Source organism: Phycicoccus sp. CSK15P-2 (genome assembly GCF_016888005.1).
GTDB lineage: Bacteria > Actinomycetota > Actinomycetes > Actinomycetales > Dermatophilaceae > Phycicoccus.
Genome location: NZ_JAFDVE010000002.1, coordinates 134,773 through 159,711 on the forward strand (window position 1 = coordinate 134,773; position 24,939 = coordinate 159,711).

General features: G+C 73.7%; 24 protein-coding genes. 9 read left to right on the forward strand and 15 right to left on the reverse strand.

Annotated features, from left to right (window positions below):
• The first annotated feature begins 155 nt into the window (after positions 1 to 155).
• Positions 156 to 497, forward strand: a complete 342-nt coding sequence (locus JQN72_RS01280; protein ID WP_204133341.1) for a hypothetical protein — start codon at positions 156 to 158, stop codon at positions 495 to 497.
• An 87-nt stretch (positions 498 to 584) separates the two neighbouring features.
• Here JQN72_RS01280 and JQN72_RS01285 read toward each other — a convergent pair whose 3' ends face one another.
• Positions 585 to 1,754 carry a glycosyltransferase family 1 protein gene (locus tag JQN72_RS01285; protein WP_204133342.1) on the reverse strand — a complete coding sequence of 390 codons (1,170 nt, stop codon included), beginning with the start codon at positions 1,752 to 1,754 and terminating at the stop codon, positions 585 to 587.
• Between the two features lie 87 nt (positions 1,755 to 1,841).
• Here JQN72_RS01285 and JQN72_RS01290 point away from each other — a divergent pair, with 87 nt between their 5' ends.
• Positions 1,842 to 2,918: a mannose-1-phosphate guanylyltransferase gene (locus tag JQN72_RS01290; protein WP_204133343.1), complete on the forward strand. Its 1,077-nt coding sequence runs from the start codon at positions 1,842 to 1,844 to the stop codon at positions 2,916 to 2,918.
• A 198-nt stretch (positions 2,919 to 3,116) separates the two neighbouring features.
• Positions 3,117 to 4,970: a ricin-type beta-trefoil lectin domain protein gene (locus JQN72_RS01295; RefSeq protein ID WP_204133344.1), complete on the forward strand. Its 1,854-nt coding sequence runs from the start codon at positions 3,117 to 3,119 to the stop codon at positions 4,968 to 4,970.
• A gap of 135 nt (positions 4,971 to 5,105) precedes the next feature.
• Here the strand turns inward: JQN72_RS01295 and JQN72_RS01300 are convergent, their stop codons facing one another.
• Both JQN72_RS01300 and JQN72_RS01305 read right to left on the reverse strand, forming a co-directional pair.
• A complete protein-coding gene (locus JQN72_RS01300; RefSeq protein ID WP_307812343.1) occupies positions 5,106 to 6,719 on the reverse strand; it encodes a polyketide antibiotic transporter in 1,614 nt (537 codons plus the stop codon).
• Positions 6,716 to 7,612 (reverse strand): ABC transporter ATP-binding protein, encoded by an 897-nt coding sequence (locus tag JQN72_RS01305; RefSeq protein ID WP_204133345.1) that lies wholly within the window; start codon positions 7,610 to 7,612, stop codon positions 6,716 to 6,718. Before JQN72_RS01305 ends, JQN72_RS01300 begins: the two co-directional genes overlap by 4 nt.
• Before the next feature lie 53 nt (positions 7,613 to 7,665).
• Between JQN72_RS01305 and JQN72_RS01310 the strand changes: the two genes are divergently transcribed.
• From JQN72_RS01310 to JQN72_RS01325, 4 genes are all read left to right on the forward strand, one after another.
• On the forward strand, positions 7,666 to 8,178 hold the full coding sequence (locus tag JQN72_RS01310; RefSeq protein ID WP_204133346.1) for a GbsR/MarR family transcriptional regulator: 513 nt from the start codon (positions 7,666 to 7,668) through the stop codon (positions 8,176 to 8,178).
• Between the two features lie 39 nt (positions 8,179 to 8,217).
• Entirely contained in the window at positions 8,218 to 9,432 is a 1,215-nt protein-coding gene (locus tag JQN72_RS01315) for an amidohydrolase (RefSeq protein ID WP_204133347.1), read from the forward strand.
• Positions 9,429 to 9,836 (forward strand): cytidine deaminase, encoded by a 408-nt coding sequence (locus JQN72_RS01320; RefSeq protein ID WP_204133348.1) that lies wholly within the window; start codon positions 9,429 to 9,431, stop codon positions 9,834 to 9,836. Before JQN72_RS01315 ends, JQN72_RS01320 begins: the two co-directional genes overlap by 4 nt.
• A gap of 174 nt (positions 9,837 to 10,010) precedes the next feature.
• Positions 10,011 to 11,318 (forward strand): thymidine phosphorylase, encoded by a 1,308-nt coding sequence (locus JQN72_RS01325; protein WP_204133349.1) that lies wholly within the window; start codon positions 10,011 to 10,013, stop codon positions 11,316 to 11,318.
• Positions 11,319 to 11,406: 88 nt separating this feature from the next.
• On the opposite strand, the gene JQN72_RS01330 is transcribed toward JQN72_RS01325, so the two are convergent.
• A complete protein-coding gene (locus JQN72_RS01330; RefSeq protein WP_204133350.1) occupies positions 11,407 to 11,562 on the reverse strand; it encodes a DUF6131 family protein in 156 nt (51 codons plus the stop codon).
• A gap of 225 nt (positions 11,563 to 11,787) precedes the next feature.
• Here JQN72_RS01330 and JQN72_RS01335 point away from each other — a divergent pair, with 225 nt between their 5' ends.
• Positions 11,788 to 12,876, forward strand: coding sequence for an adenosine deaminase (locus JQN72_RS01335; protein WP_204133351.1), 1,089 nt, complete (start codon positions 11,788 to 11,790; stop codon positions 12,874 to 12,876).
• 44 nt (positions 12,877 to 12,920) lie between these two features.
• On the opposite strand, the gene JQN72_RS01340 is transcribed toward JQN72_RS01335, so the two are convergent.
• The 3 genes from JQN72_RS01340 to JQN72_RS01350 all read right to left on the reverse strand — a co-directional run bounded on the left by JQN72_RS01340 (position 12,921) and on the right by JQN72_RS01350 (position 15,169).
• The gene (locus tag JQN72_RS01340; RefSeq protein ID WP_307812347.1) at positions 12,921 to 13,748 is read right to left on the reverse strand and encodes an RDD family protein; all 828 of its coding nucleotides are present in this window, start codon (positions 13,746 to 13,748) and stop codon (positions 12,921 to 12,923) included.
• Positions 13,749 to 13,809: 61 nt separating this feature from the next.
• On the reverse strand, positions 13,810 to 14,688 hold the full coding sequence (locus tag JQN72_RS01345) for a hypothetical protein (protein ID WP_204133352.1): 879 nt from the start codon (positions 14,686 to 14,688) through the stop codon (positions 13,810 to 13,812).
• A complete protein-coding gene (locus JQN72_RS01350; RefSeq protein WP_204133353.1) occupies positions 14,681 to 15,169 on the reverse strand; it encodes an RNA polymerase sigma factor in 489 nt (162 codons plus the stop codon). Before JQN72_RS01350 ends, JQN72_RS01345 begins: the two co-directional genes overlap by 8 nt.
• A 116-nt stretch (positions 15,170 to 15,285) precedes the next feature.
• Here JQN72_RS01350 and JQN72_RS01355 point away from each other — a divergent pair, with 116 nt between their 5' ends.
• Complete coding sequence (locus JQN72_RS01355) at positions 15,286 to 16,281, forward strand: stage II sporulation protein M (protein WP_204133354.1); 996 nt, start codon at positions 15,286 to 15,288, stop codon at positions 16,279 to 16,281.
• 122 nt (positions 16,282 to 16,403) lie between these two features.
• On the opposite strand, the gene JQN72_RS01360 is transcribed toward JQN72_RS01355, so the two are convergent.
• The 8 genes from JQN72_RS01360 to JQN72_RS01395 form a co-directional block, all read right to left on the reverse strand.
• The gene (locus JQN72_RS01360) at positions 16,404 to 17,693 is read right to left on the reverse strand and encodes a DUF58 domain-containing protein (RefSeq protein WP_204133355.1); all 1,290 of its coding nucleotides are present in this window, start codon (positions 17,691 to 17,693) and stop codon (positions 16,404 to 16,406) included.
• Positions 17,693 to 18,718: a MoxR family ATPase gene (locus JQN72_RS01365; RefSeq protein WP_204133356.1), complete on the reverse strand. Its 1,026-nt coding sequence runs from the start codon at positions 18,716 to 18,718 to the stop codon at positions 17,693 to 17,695. Before JQN72_RS01365 ends, JQN72_RS01360 begins: the two co-directional genes overlap by 1 nt.
• A complete protein-coding gene (locus JQN72_RS01370) occupies positions 18,715 to 19,968 on the reverse strand; it encodes a DUF4350 domain-containing protein (protein ID WP_204133357.1) in 1,254 nt (417 codons plus the stop codon). The genes JQN72_RS01365 and JQN72_RS01370 overlap by 4 nt, the downstream gene beginning before the upstream one ends.
• Positions 19,965 to 20,612, reverse strand: a complete 648-nt coding sequence (locus tag JQN72_RS01375; RefSeq protein WP_204133358.1) for a DUF4129 domain-containing protein — start codon at positions 20,610 to 20,612, stop codon at positions 19,965 to 19,967. Before JQN72_RS01375 ends, JQN72_RS01370 begins: the two co-directional genes overlap by 4 nt.
• Positions 20,613 to 20,623: 11 nt before the next feature.
• Positions 20,624 to 21,799: a hypothetical protein gene (locus tag JQN72_RS01380; protein ID WP_204133359.1), complete on the reverse strand. Its 1,176-nt coding sequence runs from the start codon at positions 21,797 to 21,799 to the stop codon at positions 20,624 to 20,626.
• A gap of 32 nt (positions 21,800 to 21,831) precedes the next feature.
• A complete protein-coding gene (locus tag JQN72_RS01385) occupies positions 21,832 to 22,470 on the reverse strand; it encodes a uridine kinase (protein WP_204133360.1) in 639 nt (212 codons plus the stop codon).
• 101 nt (positions 22,471 to 22,571) lie between these two features.
• Entirely contained in the window at positions 22,572 to 23,480 is a 909-nt protein-coding gene (locus JQN72_RS01390) for an aldehyde dehydrogenase family protein (RefSeq protein ID WP_204133361.1), read from the reverse strand.
• Entirely contained in the window at positions 23,477 to 24,925 is a 1,449-nt protein-coding gene (locus JQN72_RS01395; protein ID WP_204133362.1) for an aldehyde dehydrogenase family protein, read from the reverse strand. Before JQN72_RS01395 ends, JQN72_RS01390 begins: the two co-directional genes overlap by 4 nt.
• Between the last annotated feature and the right edge of the window lie 14 nt (positions 24,926 to 24,939).

Genomic DNA, 24,939 nt, shown 5'->3' on the forward strand with positions numbered 1-24,939 from the left:
GCGCATCAGTGCGGTTCGGGGTCATGGCTTTTCAGTTGCTCACAGACAGGGTCATCCAGGGTGGACAACTGGCTTGCCAAAAATCCTGAGGCTTCGTCTCACGACCGGCTCGTGGCTCAGAGTCTCGCCGACGAACTGCGTGGGGTGTTGCCACGATGAGCGCCGAAACTGTTGCCTTCATCGGCGCGCTAACGTATCAGAATCGCGAGCTGCTCCCAGTGCTGCAGGAACAGCTGGCCGACAATGACGATCAGGTGCTCCCTCATTTGGTGATGGCTGACGTCGTCCGATGGCTCGTCGTGCATAGATCAGACGAAGAAGTCGTACGCTCGATCATCGATTGGCTCGAAAGGGCCTACGAGAGAGGGGACGACGACGTACGCGACGTTATCGCGGTCAGTGGCGTAGAGATGATTCCCGACCCAGGCCAGCCCGGGGCAGAGTTGCGCACCTACCTCGGACCGCAACTATCGACAGTCGACCCGTGGCCCGCGTGAGCATTCGCACGGCTATTCGGGCTCTTCACCAATGAGCGGTGGGAAACAGTGTGGCTCGCTGACGCGGCGGTGGCGCTGGACGAGGTGTTACGCGGCGCGCTCCACGGCGATGCGGTGGGCTGCGACGACGTGCTCGTAGTGGCCGACGAGCTCACCGACGACGGCCGCCCACGTCCGACCCTCCACCGCGAGGCGACCGGCTCGCCCCATCCGCTCGCGCGTAGGCGCGTCCGCGACGAGCCGCGTCACGTGACGGGCGAGGTCGGCGGGGTCGTCCGGGTCGAAGAGCCACCCGGTGACGCCGTGCGCGACGAGGTCGACCGGCCCGCCCCGCGCCGGTGCCACGACGGGCAGGCCGCTCGCCGCCGCCTCCTGCAGCGTCTGGCCGAAGGTCTCGCGCGTCCCGGGGTGGACGAACACGTCGAGCAGCCCGTAGGCATCCGCAAGGGCCTCACCCGAGCGCTGCCCGAGGAACACCGGCGGGCGGTTCGGGCGGCCGGGCATCCCCGCCACCGCCTCCGCCAGCCGGGTCGCGACCCGTGAACGGCTCGGCCCGTCACCCGTGATGACGAGCCGGGTGCCCGGGACGCCCGCCACGGCAGCGAGCCGCCCGAGCTCCTTCTCCGGGGCGATCCGGCCGACGTACCCGACGAGCACCTCCCCGTCCGGCGCGAGCTCGGCCCGCGCCCCGGCCGCCCGCTCGCGACGTGACGGGTCGAAGAGTGCCGTGTCGACGCCCCGCCCCCACCGTGCCGTCCGTCCGATGCCGTGCGACGCCAGCTCGGCGAGCGTGGGAGTGGAGGGTGCGAGGGTGAGGTCGGCGAGCTCGTGCACCCGCCGGATCCACCGCCACGCGGCGCCGGCGGCCTGGACACCGACGACGCCCGGGCCGTGCTGGGCGAGGTAGCTGGGCATGTCGGTCTGGTAGACGGCCACGGACGGGATGTCGAGCTGCCGGGCCACCGACAGCGCCCGTGCCCCGAGGACGAACGGCGACGCCACGTGGACGACGTCCGGCGAGGTCGCGCGCAGCAGGGCGCGAACGGCCCGGGTCGGGACGCCCATCGGGAAGGCGCGCACCGCCACCGACGGCACCTGGTGCACCGGGACACCCCGATGGGTGACCGGCGCCGGGCCGGGGCAGAGGACGGACACCTCGTGACCGCTCGCGCTCAGGCACTCGACGGCACGGCACACGCTGGTCGTGACGCCGTTGAGCGTCGGGAGGAAGGACTCGGTGACGACGACGATGCGCACACGTCCAGCGTCGAGGCCCCAGGGAGACTCCAGGCGACGTCCCGTCGTGTGTCGGGTGACCGCTGGGTGACGGGATACCCTCGGACCATGCCGGACGTCGAGGGGTTCTGGGCGGTCGTCCCCGCCGGCGGGGCCGGCACGCGCCTCTGGCCGCTCAGCCGCGCAGGCCACCCCAAGTTCCTCCTCGACCTCACCGGCAGCGGGCGCACCCTGCTCCAGGCCACCGTCGACCGCCTCACCCCGCTCACCGCCGACCGCGTCGTCGTCGTCACCGGGGCCGCGCACGCCGACTCCGTCCGCGGCCAGCTGCCCGGCCTCCCGCGGGACCGCGTCCTCGCCGAGCCGTCCCCGCGTGACTCGATGGCGGCCATCGGGCTCGCCGCCGCCGTCGTCGAGCGGATCGACCCGGACGCCGTCGTCGGCTCCTTCGCCGCCGACCACGTCATCCCCGACACCGGCGCCTTCCACACCGCCGTCCGGGAGGCCGTCGAGGTCGCACGCGACGGCCATCTCGTCACCCTCGGGGTGGAGCCCACCCACCCGGCCACGGGCTTCGGCTACATCCGGGCCGGCGAGCCGCTGGACGGCGCGTCCACCGCCCTGCGCGCGCTGGAGTTCGTCGAGAAGCCCGACGCCGAGCGCGCCGCCGCGTACCTGGAGACCGGCGGGTACCGCTGGAACGCCGGGATGTTCGTCGCCCGTGCCGGCACCCTCCTCGACCTCCTCACCCGATGGCATCCCGCGCTCGCCGCGGGGCTGCGGGAGATCGCCGCCGAACCGGCACGGCTGGACGACCTCTGGCCGCAGCTCGAGCGGATCGCCATCGACCACGCCGTCGCCGAGCCCGCCGCCGCGGACGGGCGGGTGGTCGTCGTCCCGGCGCCGTTTACCTGGGACGACATCGGCGACTTCGCGAGTCTCGGTTCGCTGCTGCCGGTGGAGGAGGGCGTCGCCGTCCTCGGGGACCGCGACCTGGTCCACGCCGCCGACACGCGCGGACTCGTCGTCCCCGCGGGTGGCCGCCGCGTCGCGGTCGTCGGGATGGACGACGTCGTCGTCGTCGACACCCCCGACGCCCTCCTCGTGACCACGCGGGCCCGGGCACAGGAGGTCAAGGGTGTCGTCGAGGCGCTGCGCGCCGAGGGGCGCACCCACCTGCTCTGAACGGGTTCGGCCGTCGACGAGCAGCTGTCGGGGCACCCGCGCGCCAAGACCGGGACCCGAATATGTTAGGAAACTTTACGCGTTCTGACCTGCGTAAACGTCGATATTTCCTCACTTGGGGATTGACAGCCATGGTGACGTGCCGATTGATTGTCGTCCGTCAGATGCAGCTCACCATCTCGGTAGGGGAAGTCTCGGATGATGCACAGGCGCGTTCTCGGGGCCGTCGCGGCGGCGTTCGCTCTGGTCGGTGGTGGCCTGGCCGCACCACCGGCCGCGGCGGCGGGCGAGCAGGTGCATATCTACCTCACCACCACCAGTGACGCCGGTGGCCGCACGGTCACTCGTGGCCTGCAGCAGCAGTCGCCCGTGTCGTTCGCCTCCGGCAGCGCGGGGGCCGACCAGACCATCAGGGTCGACGAGTCCGTCCAGTACCAGCAGTTCGAGGGAGCAGGGGCGTCGTTCACCGACACCGCGGCATGGCTCATGAGGGGTAGCGGTGCCCTCAGCCAGTCCACCCGGGACGAGGTGATGACGAAGCTCTTCAGCCCCACGTCCGGCATCGGCGTCAGCGCCGTCCGCAACGTGATCGGCTCCTCGGACCTGGCGCGGTCGAGCTACTCCTACGACAACACCTGCTGCGACCTCAACGACTTCTCGCTGGCTCGCGACGCCGACGTTCTCGCACTGACCGGACAGGCCGCGGACCTCAACCCGCAGCTGACGGTGTTCGCGTCGCCGTGGTCGGCTCCCCCCTGGATGAAGGACAACAACTCCCACCAGCAGGGCTACCTACGCGCCGAGTACTACAAGACCTACGCGCAGTACTTCGTCAAGTACATCCAGGGCTACCAGGCACGCGGCATCGACATCGACTACGTGACCGAGCAGAACGAGCCCGGCTGCTGCGAGAGCTACCCGTCCATGCAGTGGCCGATCTCCGGACTGCAGTCCTTCGCCAAGAACGACCTGCTCCCGGCCCTGCAGAGCGCCGGGCTGGGCACCAAGGTGCTGGTGCACGACTGGAACTACAGCGACTACGACAGGTGGGCCGCTCCTCTGGTCGACGACCCCGCCATCCGCAACCACCCGAACTTCGGCGGCGTGGCGTGGCACGGGTACGGAGGCAACCCGAGCAAGGCCACCTCGGTCCACCAGCAGTACCCGGCGATGAACCAGTACTTCACCGAGCACTCCGGCGGTACCTGGGTCGGCAACCAGCACGCCGAGGACGTCACCTCGATGATCGACTACACCCGCAACTGGGCCCGGTCGTGGACCAAGTGGAGTCTCGCGGTCGACCAGAACCGGGGCCCGCACAACGGCGGCTGTGGCACCTGCACCGGGCTGATCACCGTCCACAACGGCGACGGCCGTAGCGGCCAGGTCGACTACACCATCGAGTACTACACGATGGGACACCTGACCAAGTTCGTGAGGCCCGGCGCGCGGCGCATCGACTCCACCGCGAGCTCGACGGTCCCCAACGTGGCGTGGCAGAACCCCGACGGGTCCAAGGCCCTGATCGCGCACAACACCAGCGGAAGCACCCAGTCGGTGAAGGTGCAGTGGGGTGGGCAGTCCTTCACGTACGACCTTCCCACCCGCACCTCCGCGACCTTCACCTGGAACGGCACCCCGTCCGGTGGCGGGGGCGGGGGAGGCAGCGCCGGTCAGATCAGCGGACTCGGTGGGAAGTGCCTCGACGTCACGGAGGGCTCGACGGCCAACGGCACCCCGGCCCAGATGTGGACCTGCTACGCCGGCAGCCGCAACCAGACGTGGACGCTGGCATCCGACCAGACCGTGCGGGCCCTGGGCAAGTGCCTGGACATCGAGGGTCGGGGAGTCACGAACGGTTCGGTGGTTCAGATGTGGGACTGCCACGGAGGTGAGAACCAGCGGTGGGTCCACACCTCGGCCGGTGACCTGGTGAACCCGGCGTCCGACAAGTGTCTGGACGTCACCGACAAGAGCTCGGCCAACGGTGCGAGGCTGCAGATCTGGACGTGCACCGGCACGTCCAACCAGAAGTGGACGGTGCGTCGCTGACGAACCCTTCTGTGGTCCTCGACCACGGCGGCCCCGGCAGGCGCGATCCTGCCGGGGCCGCCGTGTTGGGTCACGGACGTCACCAGAGCATCCGCCGGGGTCGCCCTGGCCACCACGCGCATCGACGCGCAGGGCTCACGCGACGTCGCGGCGGGAGTAGGCGACCGCTCCTGCCGCGACGAGCGCGACGGCGACGGCGGTGAGGCCCACGGCCTCCGCGACGGCGAACGTCCCGCCGGGCAGCTGGGACAGGTGGGCGAACGGCGAGAGGTCGACCACCCATCCGGGGATCTGCATCGTCGGCCCGAGCTCGCCCACGAGGAACGCGACGAGCCCGACGCCCCACGCCGCGGCGGCGTACCGCGGCGCTGCTCCGACGAGCAGCGCCGCGACGCCGACGAGCACCCACACCGCCGGCAGCGTGGAGAGCGCGGCCGCCATCGTCTCGCGGAAACCGGGCGCCGCGTTGCTCGTGCGCGGGCCGAGCAGCCCGACGACGGAGCCGAGGACCACGAGAAGCATCGTCGGCAGGGCGACGCCGAGCGCCACGTGCGATCCGTACCAGGCGGTCCGGGTCGTCGGGGTCGTGAGCACGGACTCACCGGTTCCGCTTCGCTCCGCCGCGGCGAGCCGGAGGACGAGCGCGATGCCCGCCGCCGCGACGAGCGCGGCCACGAACTTCGTCTCGGTCGCGAGGAAGATGTCCTCGACCGTGCCCGCGGAGCCGCCGAGGGCCTCGAGCATCGACTGCATCTGCGGGTTGTCCGCGAGATCGCCGACCGATCCGAGCAGGGACCCGATGACGACACCGCCGACGACGAGCCCCACCGTCCAGCCGACGATCGACCCCGTCGCGAGCCGCGTGACGAGCCCGCCGGGGCCGGAGAGCAGGGAGCCGGCGCGCCGCGGACCGTTGCGCGCGGGCAGCAGGCCGGCGCCGAGGTCCCGGCGGCCGTTGACCAGCACCGCCACGGCGAGCCCGACCACGAGGACGAGTGCGCCCGCGCCGAGGAGCCACGTCCGGTCCGCGCCGTACGCCTCGACCCGACCCGCCCAGCCGAGGGGCGAGACCCAGCCGAGGCCCCGCAGTACGGAACCGTCGTCGACGGCGTCGTCGACGGCGCGCAGCACGTAGGCGGCCCCGAGCGTGCCGAAGGCCAGGCCGCCGGCCCCGCGCGTCGTCGAGGCGACCTGCGTGGCCACCGCCGCGATGCCCACGGCGGAGAGCCCGGCCGTGAGCCAGGCGGCCCCGAACGCCACGGAGCCGGCGGCATCCATCCCGAGACCCGCGAGACCGGCGGCGGAGAGCCCGGATGCGAGGAGCACCGCGGCGACGGCGAGGACGACCGCGGAGGCGAGCGGTGCCCAACGGCCCACCGCACCCGCCGCGAGGAGCTCGAGGCGGCCGTCCTCCTCCTCGGTGCGGGTGTGCCGCCGGACGACGACGATCGCGAGCACCGAGGTGAGCACCGCACCCATCATCACCGTCTTGAAGACGGCGAACGCGTCGGCCGTCTGGGACGACACCGGTCCGTAGAGCGCGAGCACCGCGGGGTTGGCGATGATGCCCGCGAGCTCGCCGGCGACCGACTCGTCGTCCGGGTAGAGGTCGAGCGTGGCCCGGGCGGAGCCGACCGACAGCAGGACCAGACCGAGGAGGCTCGCCGGGACGAGCACCCGGTCGCGCCGCAGCGCGAAGCGCAGCAGCCGGCCGGTGCCGGCGAGGCCGGTCACGACGTGGCCGGTCACGGGGCGGCTCCGTCGTAGCGCGCGAGGAACAGCTCCTCGAGCGACGGGGGCTGGCAGGTGAGGTCGGCGAGCCCACGCGCGGAGAGCTCGGCGACCAGTGCGCCGAGGTGCTCGGCCGCGACCGTGCAGGAGAGGTGGTCGCCGTCCAGCTCGACGTCGTCGACCCCCGGCCAGGCGGCGGCCTCGGTGGTGGTCGGGGGAGCGGCGAGCCGGGCGCGGACCCGGCTGCGGGTCAGGTGCCGGAGCTCGGCGAGGGTGCCGGTCTCGACGACGCGCCCGGAACGCACGATGCTCACCCGGTCGCAGACCGCCTCGACCTCGTTCAGCAGGTGGCTGGAGAGCAGGACGGTCCGGCCTGCCCGCCGGGCCTCGGCGAGCTCCTCCTGGAAGACCCGCTCCATCAGCGGGTCGAGCCCGGCCGTCGGCTCGTCGAGGAGCAGGAGAGGGACGTCGCTCGCCAGGGCCGACACGAGCGCCACCTTCTGCCGGTTGCCCTTGCTGTACGCCTTGCCCTTCTTCGTCTCGTCGAGGTCGAACCGCTCGACGAGGTGACGGCGGCGCTCCTCGTCGACTCCGCCGCGGAGCCGGGCCATGAGGTCGATCGTCTCGCCGCCGGAGAGGGTCGGCCAGAGGACGACGTCGCCGGGGACGTAGGCGAGCCGGCGGTGCAGCTCAGTGGCGTCCCGCCAGGGGTCGCTGCCGAGCACGGTCGCGCTGCCGGCGTCAGGCCGCAGGAGACCGAGGAGCGCCCGCAGGGTCGTCGACTTGCCGGCGCCGTTGGGGCCGAGGAAGCCGTGCACCTCGCCCTGGGCCACCGTGAGGTCGAGCCCGTCGAGGGCGACGGTGCGTCCGAAGGTCTTGCGGAGCCCGGAGACGGTGACGGCGTCGGTCATGCCATCGACCGTACACCTGGTTCAGAAGTTTGTGAATGTTGTAACCTTCCGACATGTCCGCCGCCGACGAGCATCCATCCACCGGCCACGAGCTGCCGTCGGTCGACGTCGTCGAGGCCCTCGGGGCGGGCATCGCCGCGGCCGGCGTCGCGTTGCTCCCGGCCCGGGTTTTCGCCGCGCTGCTCGCCACCGAGGACGGCCGGCTCACCTCCGCCGAGCTGGTCGACCTGCTCGAGGTCAGCCCCGCCGCCGTCTCGGGCGCGGTGAAGTACCTCGGCCAGGTACGGATGATCCGCCGTGAGCGGGAGCGCGGCTCTCGCCGGGACGTCTACGTCGTCCGGGACGACGCCTGGCACGACGTCCTCATGCAGAAGGACCAGATCTACGCGCCGATGCTCACCGCCCTCGTCGCCGCCCGGCACTCGGTCGGCGACACCACGCGCGCGGGCGAGCGCATCCAGCTGTCCGTCGAGTTCCTCGAGTTCATCCAGGCCGAGATGGATGCCATCGCCGAGCGCTGGGAGCGGTACAAGAAGGAGCGCTCGGACCGAGCATCACGCCCGTAGCCACGGCCCGAGCGGCACGGCGATAGAATCGGCCACCTCATGAACGACGATGCCCTTCTCGCTGCCCTCGGCGAGCGCATCGCCTCGCTGTCACCCGAGCTCATCGACCTCCGGCGGGACCTCCACGCCCACCCCGAGCTGTCCCGCGAGGAGACGCGCACGACCGAGGTCGTCGCTCGACGTCTCGACGCCGCGGGCGTCGCGGTCCGCCTGCTGCCGGGCACCGGCCTGGTCGCCGACCTCGGTGCCCCCGAGCCCGTGTTCCGTGTCGCGCTGCGCGCCGACATGGATGCCCTGCCGGTCCGCGAGCGCTCCGGGCTGGAGTTCTCCTCGAAGGCCCCGGGCGTCTGCCACGCGTGCGGGCACGACGTCCACGTGGCCGGCCTGGTCGGCGCGGTGCTCGCGCTCGCCACCGTGCAGGACGTCCTCGTCGAGCGCGGCATCGCCGTGCGTGCGGTCGTCCAAGCCGCCGAGGAGGTCATGCCGGGGGGCGCGCTCGACGCCATCACCGCCGGAGCGCTCGAGGGCGTCGACACCATCTTCGCCGTCCACTGCGACCCGAGCATCGACGCCGGCGAGGTCGGCCTGCGCGAGGGCGCACTCACCGCCGCCGCGGACCAGGTCATCGTCTCGCTGCACGGCCGTGGAGGTCACACCTCCCGTCCGCAGCTCACCGAGGACCTCGTCTTCGCGCTCGCCAAGGTCGTCACCGACGTCCCGGCCGTGCTCGGGCGCCGGCTCGACCCGCGCACCGGCGCGGCGCTCGTCTGGGGCACCGTGCAGGCCGGGCAGGTCGCCAACGTCATCCCGTCGAGCGGCGAGTGCCGCGGCACCCTCCGGATGCTCGACGCCGAGTCCTGGCTCACCGTCGGGCCGCTGCTCGAGGAGATCGTCCAGGGGGTCGTCCAGCCCTACGGGGTCCAGGCGAAGGTCGAGCGCCGCAAGGGCGTGCCGCCGGTGGTCAACACGGCCGACGCCATCTCGGCACTGCGGCGGGCCGCACTCGCCAGCCATGTCACCCCGGTCCCCACCGCGCAGTCGCTCGGGGGCGAGGACTTCTCGTGGTACCTCGACCACTGCACCGGGGCGATGGCCCGGCTCGGCACCCGCACGGCCGGCGGCCCCACGTACGACCTCCACCAGGGTGACCTCGTCGTCGACGAGAGCGCCGTGGCCCACGCCGCGCGGCTGCTCGCCACGGTCGCGGTGGTCCGCGGCCTGGACGCCCGGCGCGAGGTCGAGGAGGGGCGATGACCACGCCGGAGGTCGACTGGGGCGCGCTGCACGCCGAGGCCGTCCGGATGACCGAGCGGGCCTACTGCCCGTACAGCGGCTTCCCGGTCGGGGTCGCGGGGCTCGTCGACGACGGCCGCGTCGTGTCGGGCTGCAACGTCGAGAACGCCGGCTACGGCGTGACGCTGTGCGCCGAGTGCGGGATGGTCTCGTCGCTGCACGCCACCGGTGGGGGGCGGCTCGTGGCGGTCTGGTGCGTCGACGGCCGCGGCGAGACCCTCATGCCGTGCGGTCGCTGCCGCCAGCTGCTGTGGGAGAACGGCACCGCCGAGACCCTGCTGCGTACCCCGGAGGGCGACCTCCCGATGCGTCAGGTGCTGCCGCAGGCGTTCGGCGCCGAGGACCTCGAGACCCGCCGCCCCTGACGCGTCGCCCCGGGTGCCCGCAGCGTGCCCCGGGCGCGCTCGACACACGAGTTCGTCCACGAGACACGCCCTCCGAACCCGTGTCTCGTGGACATTTCGGGGTCACCCCGAAATGTCCAGCGGGGCTGGGGAGGGGTGGCGGGGTGGCCGGCGGATGGCTGCCATGATGACGGGGTGAGCGAACCCTTCGACGCCGTCGACGTCATCACCCACAAGCGAGACCGCCACGAGCTCGCCGACGACGAGATCCGCTGGGTCGTCGACGCCTACACCCGCGGCGCCGTGGCCGACGAGCAGATGAGCGCGCTCGCGATGGCCGTCCTCCTCAACGGGATGACCCGCCGCGAGATCTCCACGTGGACCACCGCGATGATCGCCAGCGGCGAGCGGATGGACTTCTCCGCGCTCTCGCGCCCGACCGCCGACAAGCACTCCACCGGCGGTGTCGGCGACAAGATCACCCTCCCGCTGGCCCCGCTCGTCGCGGTGTTCGGCGTCGCCGTTCCGCAGCTCTCCGGCCGCGGCCTCGGCCACACCGGCGGCACCCTCGACAAGCTCGAGTCGATCGCCGGCTGGCAGGCATCGCTCTCGGGCGACGCGATGCTCCGCCAGCTCGACGACGTCGGCGCGGTCGTGTGCGCCGCCGGCTCCGGGCTCGCCCCGGCCGACAAGAAGCTCTACGCGCTGCGCGACGTCACCGGCACGGTCGAGGCCATCCCGCTCATCGCCTCGTCGATCATGAGCAAGAAGATCGCCGAGGGCACCGGTGCGCTCGTCCTCGACGTCAAGGTCGGCAGCGGCGCATTCATGAAGACCCAGGAGGACGCCACCGAGCTCGCCCGCACGATGGTCGACCTCGGCACCGACGCCGGCGTCACGACGGTCGCGCTGCTCACCGACATGTCGACCCCCCTCGGGCTGACCGCCGGCAACGCGCTCGAGGTCCGCGAGTCGGTCGAGGTCCTCGCGGGTGGCGGTCCGCCCGACGTCGTCGAGCTCACCGTCCGGCTCGCCGAGGAGATGCTCGAGGCCGCCGGACGCGGAGGCCAGGACGTCGCCGCCGCGCTCGCCGACGGCCGCGCGATGGACGTCTGGCGTCGGATGGTCGCGGCCCAGGGCGGCGACCCGGACGCCGCCCTGCCGACGGCGAAGCACACCGACGACGTCCTCGCCCCCGCGGACGGCGTCATCACGTCGATGGACGCCTACGCCGTGGGCGTCGCGGCGTGGAGGCTCGGGGCCGGCCGGGCCCGCAAGGAGGACCCCGTGCAGGCCGGCGCCGGGGTCGAGCTGCACGTCAAACCCGGCGCGAGCGTCCGGGCAGGAGAGCGGATGATGACGCTGCACACCGACACCCCCGACCGGTTCGAGCGGGCGAGAGCAGCGCTCGAGGGCGCCGTGTTCGTCGCGCCCGAGGGCTCGCGCCCGGTGCTCGGCCCGGTCGTCATCGACCGGATCGGCGGTGCGGACGCCGGCCGCTGAGGGCCTCCAGGGCGCGGCCGACGACGCCTCCCGGACGCGCGGACGCCGCCCGCCGTGAGGGGCGAGCGGCGTCCGGTACCTGCCTGGCTCAGAACCAGTGCTTGCGCCCTCCGATGGCGCGCCCCGTCGACCCGAGGACCGCGAGGACGGCGCCGACGACGACGAGGATGACCCCCAGCGTCGTGAGGATCGAGATGCCGGCGATGAGCCCGATGACGAGCAGGATGAGGCCGAGGACGATCACGTGGTGTCTCCTTGAGGTGGTGTCACGTCTCTGTCGAGAGTTTGTCCAACGTATCGGGTCTCGGGGTCGATGGCCAGCCTCCGGTGCAGACGGGATCCGACCGTCCCGCCGGGAGCTGCTCGGGCAGGGCTTCCCCGGCAGAGCTCCACCGGGAGGGCTCGGTAGGGTCTCCGGTGTGACGCGTACGCCGAGGACCCACCCCCGCCCCGCGGACCGGCGCGCGTGATGGCCATCTCCTCCGACATCGTCCGGCGCGTCCCCAAGGCGCTGCTGCACGACCACCTCGACGGCGGTCTCCGACCGTCGACGGTCGTCGAGCTCGCCGAGTCCGGCGGCTACGCGGGCCTGCCGACCACCGACCCCGAGGCGCTCGGTACCTGGTTCCGGGACGCCGCCGACTCCGGGTCGCTCGAGCGCTACCTCGAGACCTTCGCGCACACCGTCGCGGTGATGCAGACCGAGGAGCAGCTGACCCGCGTGGCTCGCGAGTGCGCGCTCGACCTCGCGGCCGACGGCGTCGTCTACGCGGAGTCCCGCTTCGCCCCCGAGCTGCACCTCGCGGGCGGCCTGCCGCTCGACCGTGTCGTCGACGCCGTCCTCGCCGGGTTCCGCGAGGGTGAGCAGGAGGCCGCCGCGGCCGGCACCCCCATCCGGGTGCGGGCCCTGCTCACCGCGATGCGGCACGCCGCGAACAGCCGTGAGATCGCCGAGCTGGCCGTCACCTACCGCGACCGCGGCGTCGGGGGCTTCGACATCGCCGGCGCGGAGGCCGGCTTCCCGCCCACCCGGCACCTCGACGCCTTCGAGTACCTCCGCCGCGAGAACGCGCACTTCACCATCCACGCAGGCGAGGCCTTCGGGCTGCCGAGCATCTGGGAGGCCATCCAGTGGTGCGGCGCCGACCGGCTCGGGCACGGCGTGCGGATCGTCGACGACGTCGAGCAGGGTGGGGACGGCCGCCCGCTGCTCGGCCGGCTCGCCGCGTACGTCCGAGACCGCCGCATCCCGCTCGAGATGTGCCCGAGCTCGAACATCCAGACCGGCGCGGCCGAGTCCGTCGCCGGCCATCCGATCACCCTCCTCAAGGACCTCCGCTTCCGGGTGACGGTCAACACCGACAACCGGCTCATGAGCGGGACGTCGATGAGCCGCGAGATGCAGCTGCTCGTCGACGAGGCCGGGTGGACGCTCGAGGACCTGCGGTGGGTGACGACCAACGCGATGAAGTCGGCGTTCCTCCCCTTCGACGAGCGGCTCGACCTCATCGAGAGCGTCGTCAAGCCGGGCTACGCCGCACTCGGCTCGGCCCGCTGACGACCGGACGGGCCCGACGGGTCCGACGGGACCGGCCCGACCACTCAGCCCAGCGGGTCGTCGGCGACGACGCGGGACCGCAGGGCCCGCTCGCGGGCGAGCCGGTCGCCGTCCCGGCGCCGCCGCTCGGCGACCACCGCGGCCAGCACGTACTCGCCGTGGAAGCCCGGCGGCGGGGCGGGTGCGACGAACCGCAGCACCTCGCCGAGCAGCTCGGCGCCGATCACCTGGCGGGAGTGCGGGTCGAGCACGGGCGAGCGCGCGAGGAACTGGCGCACGGAGACGGTCAGCCCTGACGGAAGCGCCGCGACGTCGGCGTTCGCCGCCCAGGCCGCGAGTGGCGGAGGCATCTGCGGCGGGTACGGCAGGTGCATCCGGGAGCGCTGCGTCACGACGTACGTGCCGGCCGCCATGTCCCCGAGCCGCTTGGACCGGGAGCTGACGACCGACGCGATGAGCGCGGGGACCCCGGCGAAGAGCGGGAACCAGATCTCGACGAAGCCCACCAGCGCGCGGGCCACGGCGTGCCGCGAGGTGATGGGGCCGCCGTCGTCACGCACCACCCGCAGCCCGAGGGCCAGCTTGCCGAGCGTCCGGCCCCGGGTCAGGGTCTCGACCGTCGCCGGCAGCCCGACGAGCACGGCCACGACGGCCACGAGCGTCACCGCGGTGCCGGCTGCCTCCGAGACGTCCGAGACCAGCCAGCCCACGCCCCACGTCACGCCGATGAGGAGGACGACCGCGACGACGATGTCGATGAGCCCGCTCGCCGCGCGCACCATGGTCGAGGCCACGGGCAGCTCGACGGCCACGCCCTCACCGGTGACGACGTCCTCGGACGCGTACGCCCGGTACCCGGTCTCGGTCTCCACGGAGGCAAGGCTAGCCGGAGCACCCGGTCCGGCACCGGCCCTCGGCCCGACGAGGGTGCGCTCAACCCTCTTCGTAGACGGCCATGGCCTCGACGACCGGCGCGACCGCATTCCGCGTGGAGGTGACCTGCTCGTCGTCCTTCGACGTGGCCGGGCCGGACGCCTCGCCGCCGGTCGTGTCGAGCAGGACGGCGTTGCCGACCCGGACGAGGCGGAAGAGGTCGGTGGCGATCGCCGGACCGCCCTCGCCCATCGCGTACGCCTTCGACCACAGGAGGCTGTCGGCGCCCTCGACGGCACCGAGGACCGTGACGGCCTCGCCCTCCGGGCTCCCCGCGCAGGCGTCGACCGTCCGCGCCGTCCAGTCCATCGCCGCCTCGGCCTCGGCGACGTCGCCGAAGACCATGAGCGTCCGGCTGCGGAAGTCCTCCCCGCCGAGGAAGCGCACCGAGGCGACCGACGCGGCGTCGCCGCCGGTGAGGATGCGCTGGTCGCACACCATGACCCCCTCGCCGGGGCCGCGCTCCACGACGACCTCCGTGCCGTCCTCGTTGATGTCCGGGTAGCCCACCGCGAGGGGGATGTCGTCCGCGATGGTCGTGGTCTCCGACGGCTCGGCCTCGGTCGGCGACTCCGACGGGCTCGGGGTCGGCGTGCTCGGGGCGGCGCTCGGGCTCGGGCTGGGGGTGGCCGTCGCCGACGGGGACGTCGCGGGCAGGGGGGCCGCCTCGTCGCTGCCGGTCAGCAGCACGGCCGAGCCGACGGCGGCGGCAGCCACGACGGCGACGAGGCCACCCGCGGCCGCCTGACGACGGCGGCGGCGCCGGTCGCCGAGACCACGCACGGACGCGGCGTCGAGGGCGGGCCAGACGTGGTCGGGCTGCCGGAGGTCGTCGAGGGCGTCGAGGACGTCGCGCTCACGGGGGTCGAGGTCAGCCATGGTGGGCTCCTTCGTGGAGAAGGGTGGCGAGAGCGGTGCGGCCGCGCGCGAGGCGGGCCTTGACGGTGCCGACGGGGACGCCGGTCTCGGCGGCGACCTCGGCGACGGGCAGGTCCGCGAGGTGGTGCAGCACGATGGCCCGCCGCTGCGCCTCCGGCAGGGCCCGCAGTGCCGTGACGACGGCGACCCGGGTCTCGTCCGGCGGTCCCTCATGGGTGGCGAGGCCGAGGGCGCGGTCCGGGTCACGCCGGCCGCGGACCATCCGGCGCCAGCGCGACACGGCCAGCCGGTAGGCGGTGGTGCGGATCCAGGCGTCCCGCCCGCCGTCCGAGCTGAGGTCGCGACGGCGGGACCAGGCGCGCACGAACGCCTCCTGGACGCAGTCCGCGGCCTCCTCCCGGTCACCGATCATGGCGTGGATCTGGTGGACGAGGCGGGGATACGCCTGGTCGTACCAGGCGTCGAACTCGGCGGGGTCCATCACGCTCCTGCAGGCGCTCGGGTGGGGCGGTCTCGACAGGGATACGCTCTCGCGGCCCGGTCGGTTGCATCCCATCCTGTGCCCGACCGGCGAACGGAGCACCTAGGCTGACGCCCGTGGACCTGGACGCGTACGTCGCCGCGCACCTCGCCCAGTGGCAGCGGCTCGAAGAGCTGGTCGGCCGGCGGCACCTCACGGGGGCGGAGGCCGACGAGCTCATCGACCTCTACCAGCGCGTCTCCACCCACCTGTCGGTCGTCCGCTCGGCGAGTCCCGACCCGTCCGTCGTCGCCCACCTGTCCTCGCTGCTCGCCCGCGCCCGGCTCTCCGCCGGCGGGCGCCGTTCCACCGCGTGGAGCGACCTGCGCGGGTTCTTCACGACGACCTTCCCCGCCGCGCTGTACCGGCTGCGCTGGTGGTGGGTCACGACGGCCCTGCTCAACGTCGCCGTCGCGTTCGGGGTCGGCTGGTACGCCTACCTCCATCCTCGGGTGTGGACCTCGCGGATGACGCCGGAGCAGATCGAGTCCTTCGTCGGCACCGACTTCGAGGGCTACTACTCGGAGTACGCACACCTCGACTTCGCGGGCATGGTCTGGACGAACAACGCCTGGGTGGCGGCACTGTGCGTGGCCACCGGCATCCTCGGCCTGCCGGTGCTCTACATCCTCGTCTCCAACGTCGTCAACGTCGGGATCGCCGGGGCACTCATGGCCTACCACGACCGGACCGGCCTGTTCTTCGGGCTGATCCTGCCGCACGGCCTCCTCGAGCTCACGGCCGTGTTCGTCGCCGCCGCGGTCGGCCTGCGGATCTTCTGGTCGTGGGTGAGCCCGGGCCCGCGGCCCCGGCTCGAGTCGCTCGCGCACGAGGTCCGCTCGGCGATGGCGGTCGTCTTCGGCCTGGCCGTCGTGCTGTTCGTCAGCGGTGTCATCGAGGGGTTCGTCACCCCGTCCGGCCTGCCCACCTGGGCCCGCATCACGATCGGCGTCGTCGCCGAGCTCGTCTTCGTCCTCTACGTCTTCGTCGTCGGCCGCGCCGCGGCGGCTCGCGGGGCGACCGGGGACCTCGACGCGCGGGACGTCGGAGCGCTCGTCCCCGTCGCCGGCTGAGTCCTGCCAACCTCCCGTCCCCTTCCCGCCCGAGAACGTGGGTGAACACGCCGCCGCGGAAGGTGCGGCGTGTTCACCCACGTTCGCGAAGAGGGGCAGCGCGCAGAGCCAAGAGGGCTCGGTCAGAGCAGACCCTGGCGCTTCAGCGCGAGGTAGTGGTCGGCGAGGCGGACGGGGAGCTCGTCGGGAGGAGCGTCGAGGACGTCCACCCCGACCCGCCCCAGGGCCTCTGCCGCGGCGTCGCGCAGCGACCTGGTGCGCTCGGCCGCAGCGGCGTCCCAGACCTCCGCGGAGCCGTCGCGGGACCGGCTCATGGCGTCGATCGCGGGGTCGGCGACGGACGCCAGGACCACCCGGTGGTGCGCGACGAGCGAGGGCAGTACCGGGATGAGGCCCTCCTCGACGGCGGCGGGCTCGAGCGGGCTCAGGAGGACGACGAGCGAGCGCTGGGTGCTCCGCGCGACCTCGCCGGCGAGCACGCCCCAGTCGGTCTCGACGAGCCGCGGGTCCACCGGGGCGAGCCTGCTGATGGCGTCGTGCAGCAGCGTGGCGCGGTCGGCGCCGGAGATCCGGGCACGCACGGTACGGTCGCCGGCGACCACCTGCACGCGGTCGCGGGCGTGCCCGGCGAGCGCGGTGAGGAGCAGCGCGGCGTCCATCGCCGCGTCCAGCCGGGGCGCGTCGCCCACCCGGCCGGCGCTGGTCCGGCCGGTGTCGAGGACGACGAGGATCCGGCGGTGCTGCTCGGGCTGCCAGGTGCGCACGACGAGCGCGCGGCGGCGGGCGGTCGCGCGCCAGTCGATCGAGCGGACGTCGTCGCCCTCCACGTAGTCGCGCAGGCTGTCGAACTCGGTGCCCTGGCCCCTCGTGCGGACGGCGGCCCGGCCGTCGATCTGGCGAAGCATCGCGAGGCGGCTCGGCAGGTGCTTGCGGGCCGGGAACGGGTGCAGCACCCGCACCCGGCCGGGCACCTCGACCGACCGCTGCCGGGCCAGCAGCCGCAGCGGCCCGACGGTCCGTGCCGTGACGCGGTCGGCGAGCCGGTCGCCGCGGCGGGTGGGGGAGAGGACGGTCGTGACGCGTCGGCGCTCGCCGGGCGGCACCGTGAGCCGGTGGCTGCCCGGCCGGCTGCCGGCGGACGGCGGCCAGGCGTCCCGGACCAGACCCCGGAGGGTCCGCCGACCGGTGTTCTCGACGACGAGGTGGGTCCGTGCCGACTCCCCGAGACGCACCTGGTCGTCCCCCTCGCGGGTGATCGCCAGGGCGGTCGGGGACGCCGCGAGGAGGGCGTCGAGGGCGCACAGCACGACGACGACGCCGATCCACGCCCAGACGGTCGACTCCGCGGGCCGGAGCACCACGGGGACGACGCCGAGCAGGACCAGCGCCGCGGCGCGCGTCGTCGGGACCATCAGCGCGGAACGGGCACCGAGGTGAGGACGCTGTGCAGGACGGAGGTGACGGACGTCCCCTCGAGCTCGGCCTCCGGCCGGAGCATCAGACGGTGCGCCAGCGTGGAGACGGCGAGGGACTTCACGTCGTCCGGCGTGACGTACCCGCGCCCACTGAGCCAGGCCCAGGCCCGGCTCGTCGCGAGCAGCGCGGTGGCGCCACGGGGCGAGACCCCGAGGGCGAGGGAGGGCGAGACCCGGGTGGCCCGGGCGATGTCGACGATGTAGCCGAGCACCTCGGGCGCCACCTCCACGGCACGGACGGCCGCCGCGCCGGCCTCCAGGTCGGCGGCGCTCGCCACCGGCCGGATGCCCGCGGCGCCGAGGTCGCGCGGGTCGAAGCCGGAGGCGTGGCGCCGGAGCACCGAGACCTCGTCCTCGCGCTCGGGCACCGGCAGCACGACCTTGAGGAGGAAGCGGTCGAGCTGGGCCTCCGGCAGCGGGTAGGTGCCCTCGTACTCGACCGGGTTCTGGGTCGCGGCGACGAGGAACGGCGTGGTCAGGGTGTGCGGCGTTCCGTCGACGGTGACCTGCCGCTCCTCCATGGCCTCGAGCAGGGCGGACTGCGTCTTCGGGGGCGTGCGGTTGATCTCGTCGGCGAGGAGGAGGTTGGTGAAGACCGGGCCTGGCCGGAACTCGAACTCGCCGTCCTTGGCGTCGTAGACGAGCGACCCGGTGAGGTCGCCGGGCATGAGGTCGGGGGTGAACTGCACCCGCTTGGTGCCGACGTCGAGCGCCGCCGACAGGGAGCGCACGAGCAGCGTCTTGGCGACTCCCGGCACCCCCTCGAGGAGGATGTGGCCGCGGCAGAGCAGGGCGACGAGCAGGCCGGCGACCGCGGCGTCCTGCCCGACGACGGCCTTGCCGACCTCCTCCCGGACCCGGACGAGCGCGGCGCGGGCGTCGGCGGCCTGGGGCGCGGGGGCCTGCGGCTCGGCGGCCTGGGGCTCGGCGGCCTCGGGCGCGGGGGTGCTGGGTTCGCTCATGGGGTGCTGACCTTCTCCTCGAGGCTGGTGAGCTGTTGGGCGAGGGTGACGAGGGCGGCCTCGTCGGCGGGGGCGGCCCCGCGGAGCAGGAGGTCGACCGCGGCGGCGTCCAGACCGGTGGCGGCGGCTGCCGCTCGCGCGACGTCGTCGGTCGGTGCGCCCCGGGTCAGCCCGAGGCGGGTCGCCAGGCGGGTGGCCGTGGCGCGGCGGAGGACGGCGGCCGCGCGGGACCGGTCGGCGGCGCTGCGGTACATCCGGGCGCGGTCCTCGGTGGTCTCCGTGGCCCGGACGACGACCGGCAGCGGCTCCGGGACGAGCCGGCCGAGCCGGCGCCCACGGGCCACCGCGAAGACGACGAATGCCAGCGAGACGACGACCGCGGCCGTGGTGGTCCACGCCGGCCAGACGGCCTCGGCCTCCTCGCCCGTGGGCGGGTTCTCGGTGACGTCGGCGGCGGTCGGGTGGTACCAGACGAGGTGCGGCGAGGCGCCGAGGAGCCGGACGACGAGGCCGGCGTGCTCGGACTCGACGACGAAGCGGTTCGTGGCGGCGTCGGGGAAGCCGACGACGGTGACGGGTGCGTGGGTGCTGCCGGCCGGGAGGTCGACCACGGCGTAGCCGCTGGGTGGGCGCTCGGACTGGGGGACGTCGTCGGGGACCTCGAGGGGGTAGCAGCCGGTGGCGCCCTGGGGCAGGGACGGGCCGTCGGCCACGATGCTCCACGTCACGCGGCTCACCCGGTCGTCGGGGCGCACCCAGGGGAGCGAGCAACGGGGGATGTCGGCGTCGACGGGTGCGTAGGTGATGCCCAGCCCGAGCCCGAGGTCGCCGAGCACGTCCGGTGCGCCGTCGAGGAAGACGACACGGTCCGCGTCGCGGGTCCGCTCCAGCATTCGCCGGGCGGCCGCGGTGGTCAGCATCTCGGTGTTGCCCACGACGACGGTGCTCCCGGGCCGGTCACCGCCGGCGTCGAGCACCTCTCCCGCCGTCTCGGCGACGTCGACGTCGATGCCGCGGTCGCGGAGCACCTCGACGAGCGCCCCCGTGCCGCGCTGGCCCGTGCCGTCGGGGTGCAGGTAGTCCTGCGGCGCGGGCGACCCCGCGACGAGGGCCAGCACGATGCCGCCGAGGACGAGGAGGACGACCCACCCGACGACCCCCCGGACGCGGCGGAGCGTCGGGTCGGTGTGCGCGGCGGGCCGGACCCCCTCGGTCGCCGACGATCCGGCCGGGGTCGCGGTCGTCGTCATCCGACGGTCTCCACGACGGCGGGGGCACGCCGTGGCCCGGCCGTGCCGAGGCGGTCGTCGAGGCCGAGGAGCTCGCGGGCCTGCTCCTCGGTGGCTCGGCGGTCCCCGTAGCGGACGGCGTCGAAGGCGTCGGCCGCGGCCAGGAGGGCGGGCTGCTCGTCGGGGAACGGGGCGGTGAGCGCCACCGCGACCTCGTGGGCGGTCCGTCCCGGGGCGTCGTCGAGGACGACCCGCTCGACGGCACGCCGGGCGACGGCCCGCAGCCCGTCGAGGACCGCGGTGTCCCAGTCGCCGGCGGCGAGGGCGTCCCGGGCCTGCCGGCGGAGGGTGTCGGCCGGGACGTCCGGCACGTCGAGCTCACCCGACCGGTCGCCCGGTCCGGTGCGGCCGACCTCGCGGCGGAGCACCACGGCCAGGACGGCGGCGACGGCCGCGAGCACCAGACCGATGGCGATCGGCAGCACCACGGACGGCAGCTCGCCGGACGGGCCGCTCTCGAGGAGCTGCTGTAGCCACTCACGGAGCCGGTCGAGCAGGCCCGGTTGGGACTGGTACCGGCCACTCGTGAGCTCGTCGGCGAGCCAGCGGCGGGCGTCGTCCGAGGACGGGTCGAGCGGGGCGTCGAGCGGCGCGGCGAGAGGCATGGGAGCGGCGGTCAGGACGTCGTGACCGGCCACGGCGGTGGCGCGGCGCCCTGGGCGGTCTGGACGAGCTGGACGTCCAGGCCCTCGGAGCGGATCCGCCCGTCGACGTACAGGAGAGCGTCGATGCCGGCGCTGAACGGGGTGGTGAGCGCGCCGGTGATGAGCGCGGCGATGCCGGCGGTCACGGTCTGGAGCACGAAGAAGTTCCCGCCCGAGGGGTCGTCGGCGACCGTCACCATCATCACCATCATGAGCGCGAACGAGATGGGCATCGTGATGACCGACCCGGCCACGCCGACGATGATCCCGGTGAGCAGCCGGATGCCGAGGACCCGCCAGAAGGGGCCTTTCAGGGGGCTGCCCACGAGGTGCATCGACCGGCGGAGGGCGTGGACGACGCCGACGCGCTCGAGGACGATGGCGGGCGTGGCGAACGCCCAGGCCGTGGAGAGGTAGCCGAGCACGAGGAACGCGACGAGCGCGGCGCCGAGGATGAGCAGGGCGGCCAGGGCGATGCTGCCGTCGTCCGACGCGCCGACGGCGATCACGAACGCGAGGGGGAGGCCGACGAGACCGCCGAGGACGACGACCCCGGCCAGCATGCTGACGAGGACGGCGCCGACGAGGGCCGGGACGCGGCTCCGCGTGGCACGCCACGTCCCGCCCATCCCGACCTTGCGTCCGAGCACCGCCTGGCCGACGACCTGCGCGAGGAAGCCCGCGAGGAGGATCGCCGACAGGAGCTGCCCGATGTACGGCAGGTACATCCCGACGATGCCGAGGCCGAAACCGTCCGGGAAGGTGTCCGACGCGCCGCTCGACCCGGTCTCGAGCATGGTGATCTCGCTCTGCGAGGCGAGCCAGGTGCCGAGCGCGGTCGTGGGCAGGAGGAACGCGAAGGAGGTGAGGGTGGCGAGCCCGATCGTGGCGCCGGGGTTGCCGCGGACCGCCTTGAGGACGGCACCGTAGAGGTCGCCGAGGGCGAGCGGCCGCAGCGGGATGATGCCGGGACGGACGTCCATCCGCGCGTAGGGCGCGGCCGTGGGCGCCCCGGGCGGGGGCGGCAGGTGGCCCGCAGGTGCCGGGCCGGGGCCGGCTCCGGGTGGAGGGGGCGGCGCGTACGGTGCCGGGGGCGCAGGGGGCTGCGCCACTCCGGACCCCGGGGCCACCCAGGGCTGGTCGCTCATCGGTCGGTCCCCCTTGTCGGCACGGCGACACCCTAACCGAGGAGCACCCCCTCGATGGCCGAGGGGCGGGAAACCGAGGCACCCAGGGCGGTCTGCCGGGCGACGGTTCCGGGCTGGTCGCGCATGAGCCGCCAGCCGCGCCGGACGAGGACGGCAGGGGGCTTGCGGCGTTCGCGCAGGTCCCGGACCAGCCGTCGCACGAAGACGACCGCCGGGTGGTGGTGGACGCACCAGGCGCTGTGCAGCATCCCTTCGGCCTCGAGCATGCGGACGACCTCGGCGGCGAAGATCCCCTCGGCGAGGACGAGGTCGTCCGGCCGGGCGGTCAGCGTCCGGGTGTCGACGGCACGGCTCTGCGCGATGTCGTAGACCGGCGTCACGCACTCGCCGGAGTCGAGGAGGTGCCGGAGGGCGTCCATGGCGCGGTCGGCGTCCCAGCTGCCCGGGTGGTCCCAGTCGACGATGCCGAGGTCGGGATGCCGGGGGGCGGCGGGGTCGTCCTCGTCGCGGTAGAAGTCGTCGAGCCGGAACACCGGCCAGCCGCGGGCGGCGTGGAGGCGCTCGGCGAGCCGGGACTTGCCGGCCCCGCTCGGGCCGGCGAGGACGACGACCCGCCGACGGCTCTGCGGAGGGGTGGCGGCAGCCTCGGACCCGGTCGCCTGCTCACCCACGGACCGGCAGTCTAGGCACCGCTGACCGCACGTCGCCGGACGTGGGTGAAGAACGTGCAGCAGGTAGCCACCCCTCACCCACGTTCGGGGTCGGCGAGGGGTCAGCGGCCCTTGGGGTGCCAGACGGTCTTCGTCTCGAGGAAGGCCGACAGGCGTGACAGGTCGGGGACCGGCTCGAAGTCGGGCTCGACCGCCGTCACCCCGGTGCCACCCGGCCGGAGCACCCGCTTGAGGTTCTCGGCGGCGGCGAGCTCGAGCTCGCCCCAGTCGACACCGTCGGCGTCCGCGGCCCCGGTGAGGTCGATGGCGCCCACGTCCCGGTGCGAGGCCAGCCACGGCGCGATCTCGGCGGTGCGGCCGGTCACGATGTTGACGACCCCACCGGGGACGTCGGACGTCGCGAGGCACTCGGCGAGGTCGACGGCCGGTAGCGGCCGCTCCTCGGACGCCAGCACGACGCACGTGTTGCCGGACACGACGACCGGCGCCACGACCGACACGAGACCGAGGAGCGACGAGGCCTGCGGCGCGAGGACGGCCACCACCCCCGTCGGCTCCGGCGCGGAGATGTCGAAGTACGGCCCGGCGACCGGGTTGAGCCCGCCGAGCACCTGCGGGTACTTGTCGGACCAGCCCGCGTACCAGACCCAGCGGTCGACGGCGGCGGACACGACGGCCTCGGCCCGGGCGGCCGTGAGGCCCTCGGCGTCGCGCACGTCCTGCACGAGCTGCGCTCGACGACCCTCCATGACCTCCGCCACGCGGTAGAGGACCTGGCCGCGGTTGTACGCGGTGGCCCCGGCCCAGCCCGGCTGGGCCTTGCGGGCGGCGACGACGGCGTCCCGGGCGTCCTTGCGCGAGCCCAGCGCGGCGTTGGCGAGGAAGCGGGGGGTCGTCCGGCGGCCGGTCGGGGCCGCCATCACCTCGTAGGAGCGGCCGCTTTCGGAGCGGGGGAACTTCCCGCCGATGTACAGCTTGTACGTCTTGCGGACGTCGACCCGCGCGCTCACTGCCCGTCCCCCGTCTGCACGTACGCCTCGAGCCCGTGCCGCCCGCCCTCACGGCCGTAGCCCGACTCCTTGTAGCCGCCGAACGGCGAGGTCGGGTCGAACTTGTTGAACGTGTTCGCCCAGACCACCCCGGCGCGCAGCTGGTCGGCCATCCACAGGATGCGGCTGCCCTTCTCGGTCCAGATGCCGGCGGACAGCCCGTACGGCGTGTTGTTCGCCTTCGCGACGGCCTCCCCGGGGGTGCGGAAGGTGAGCACCGACACGACCGGCCCGAAGATCTCCTCCTGGGCGATCCGGTGGGTCTGCGCGACGTCGCTGAAGACGGTCGGGCGGAACCAGAAGCCCTTGCGCGGCAGCTCGCACCCGGAGTCCCAGCGCTGGGCGCCCTCGGCCTCGCCGGCGGCCGCGAGCTCGGTGATCCGCTCGAGCTGGGCCTTGCTGTTGATGGCACCGACGTCGGTGTTCTTGTCCATCGGGTCGCCGACCCGCAGGGTGCCGAGCCGCCGCTTGAGCCGCCGGAGCACCTCGTCGGCGACGTTCTCCTGGACGAGCAGCCGGCTGCCCGCGCAGCACACGTGGCCCTGGTTGAAGAAGATGCCGGTGACGATGCCCTCGACGGCCTGGTCGATCGCCGCGTCGTCGAAGACGATGTTCGCGCCCTTGCCCCCGAGCTCGAGCGTGGCCTTCTTGCGGGTGCCGGCGATCGAGCGGGCGATCATCTTGCCGACGCCGGTGGAGCCGGTGAAGGCGAGCTTGTCGATGCCCGGGTGGTCGACGATCGCCTGGCCGGTCGCGCCGGCACCGGTCACGATGTTGACGACCCCGGGCGGAAGGTCGGCCTGGCGGCAGATCTCCGCGAACGCCAGCGCCGTGAGCGGGGTCGTCTCGGCGGGCTTGAGGACGACCGTGTTGCCGGTGGCGAGGGCCGGGGCGACCTTCCACGCGAGCATGAGGAGCGGGAAGTTCCACGGGATGACCTGCCCGACGACCCCGATGCCGCGCGGGTTCGGACCGAGCGCGGCGTACTCGAGCTTGTCGGCCCAGCCCGCGTGGTAGAAGAAGTGCGCCGCGACGAGAGGGACGTCGACGTCGCGGCTCTCCTTGATCGGCTTGCCGTTGTCGAGCGTCTCGAGGACGGCGAGCTCGCGGGAGCGCTCCTGGATGATCCGCGCGATGCGGTAGAGGTATTTGCCGCGGTCGGCGCCGCTCATCCGGGACCAGATGCGGGTGTAGGCGGTGCGGGCCGCGCGGACGGCGGCGTCGACGTCGTCGGCGGTGGCCTCGGAGACCTCGGAGAGGACCTCCTCGGTGGCCGGGTTGACCGTCTTGAACGGCGTGCCGCCGGTGGCCTCGACGAGCTCGCCGCCGATGAACAGCCCGTGGCTGCTCGCGATGTCGACGACGGCCCGGGACTCGGGAGACGGTGCGTACTCGAAGGTGGGCATGCGCTGCTGTCCTT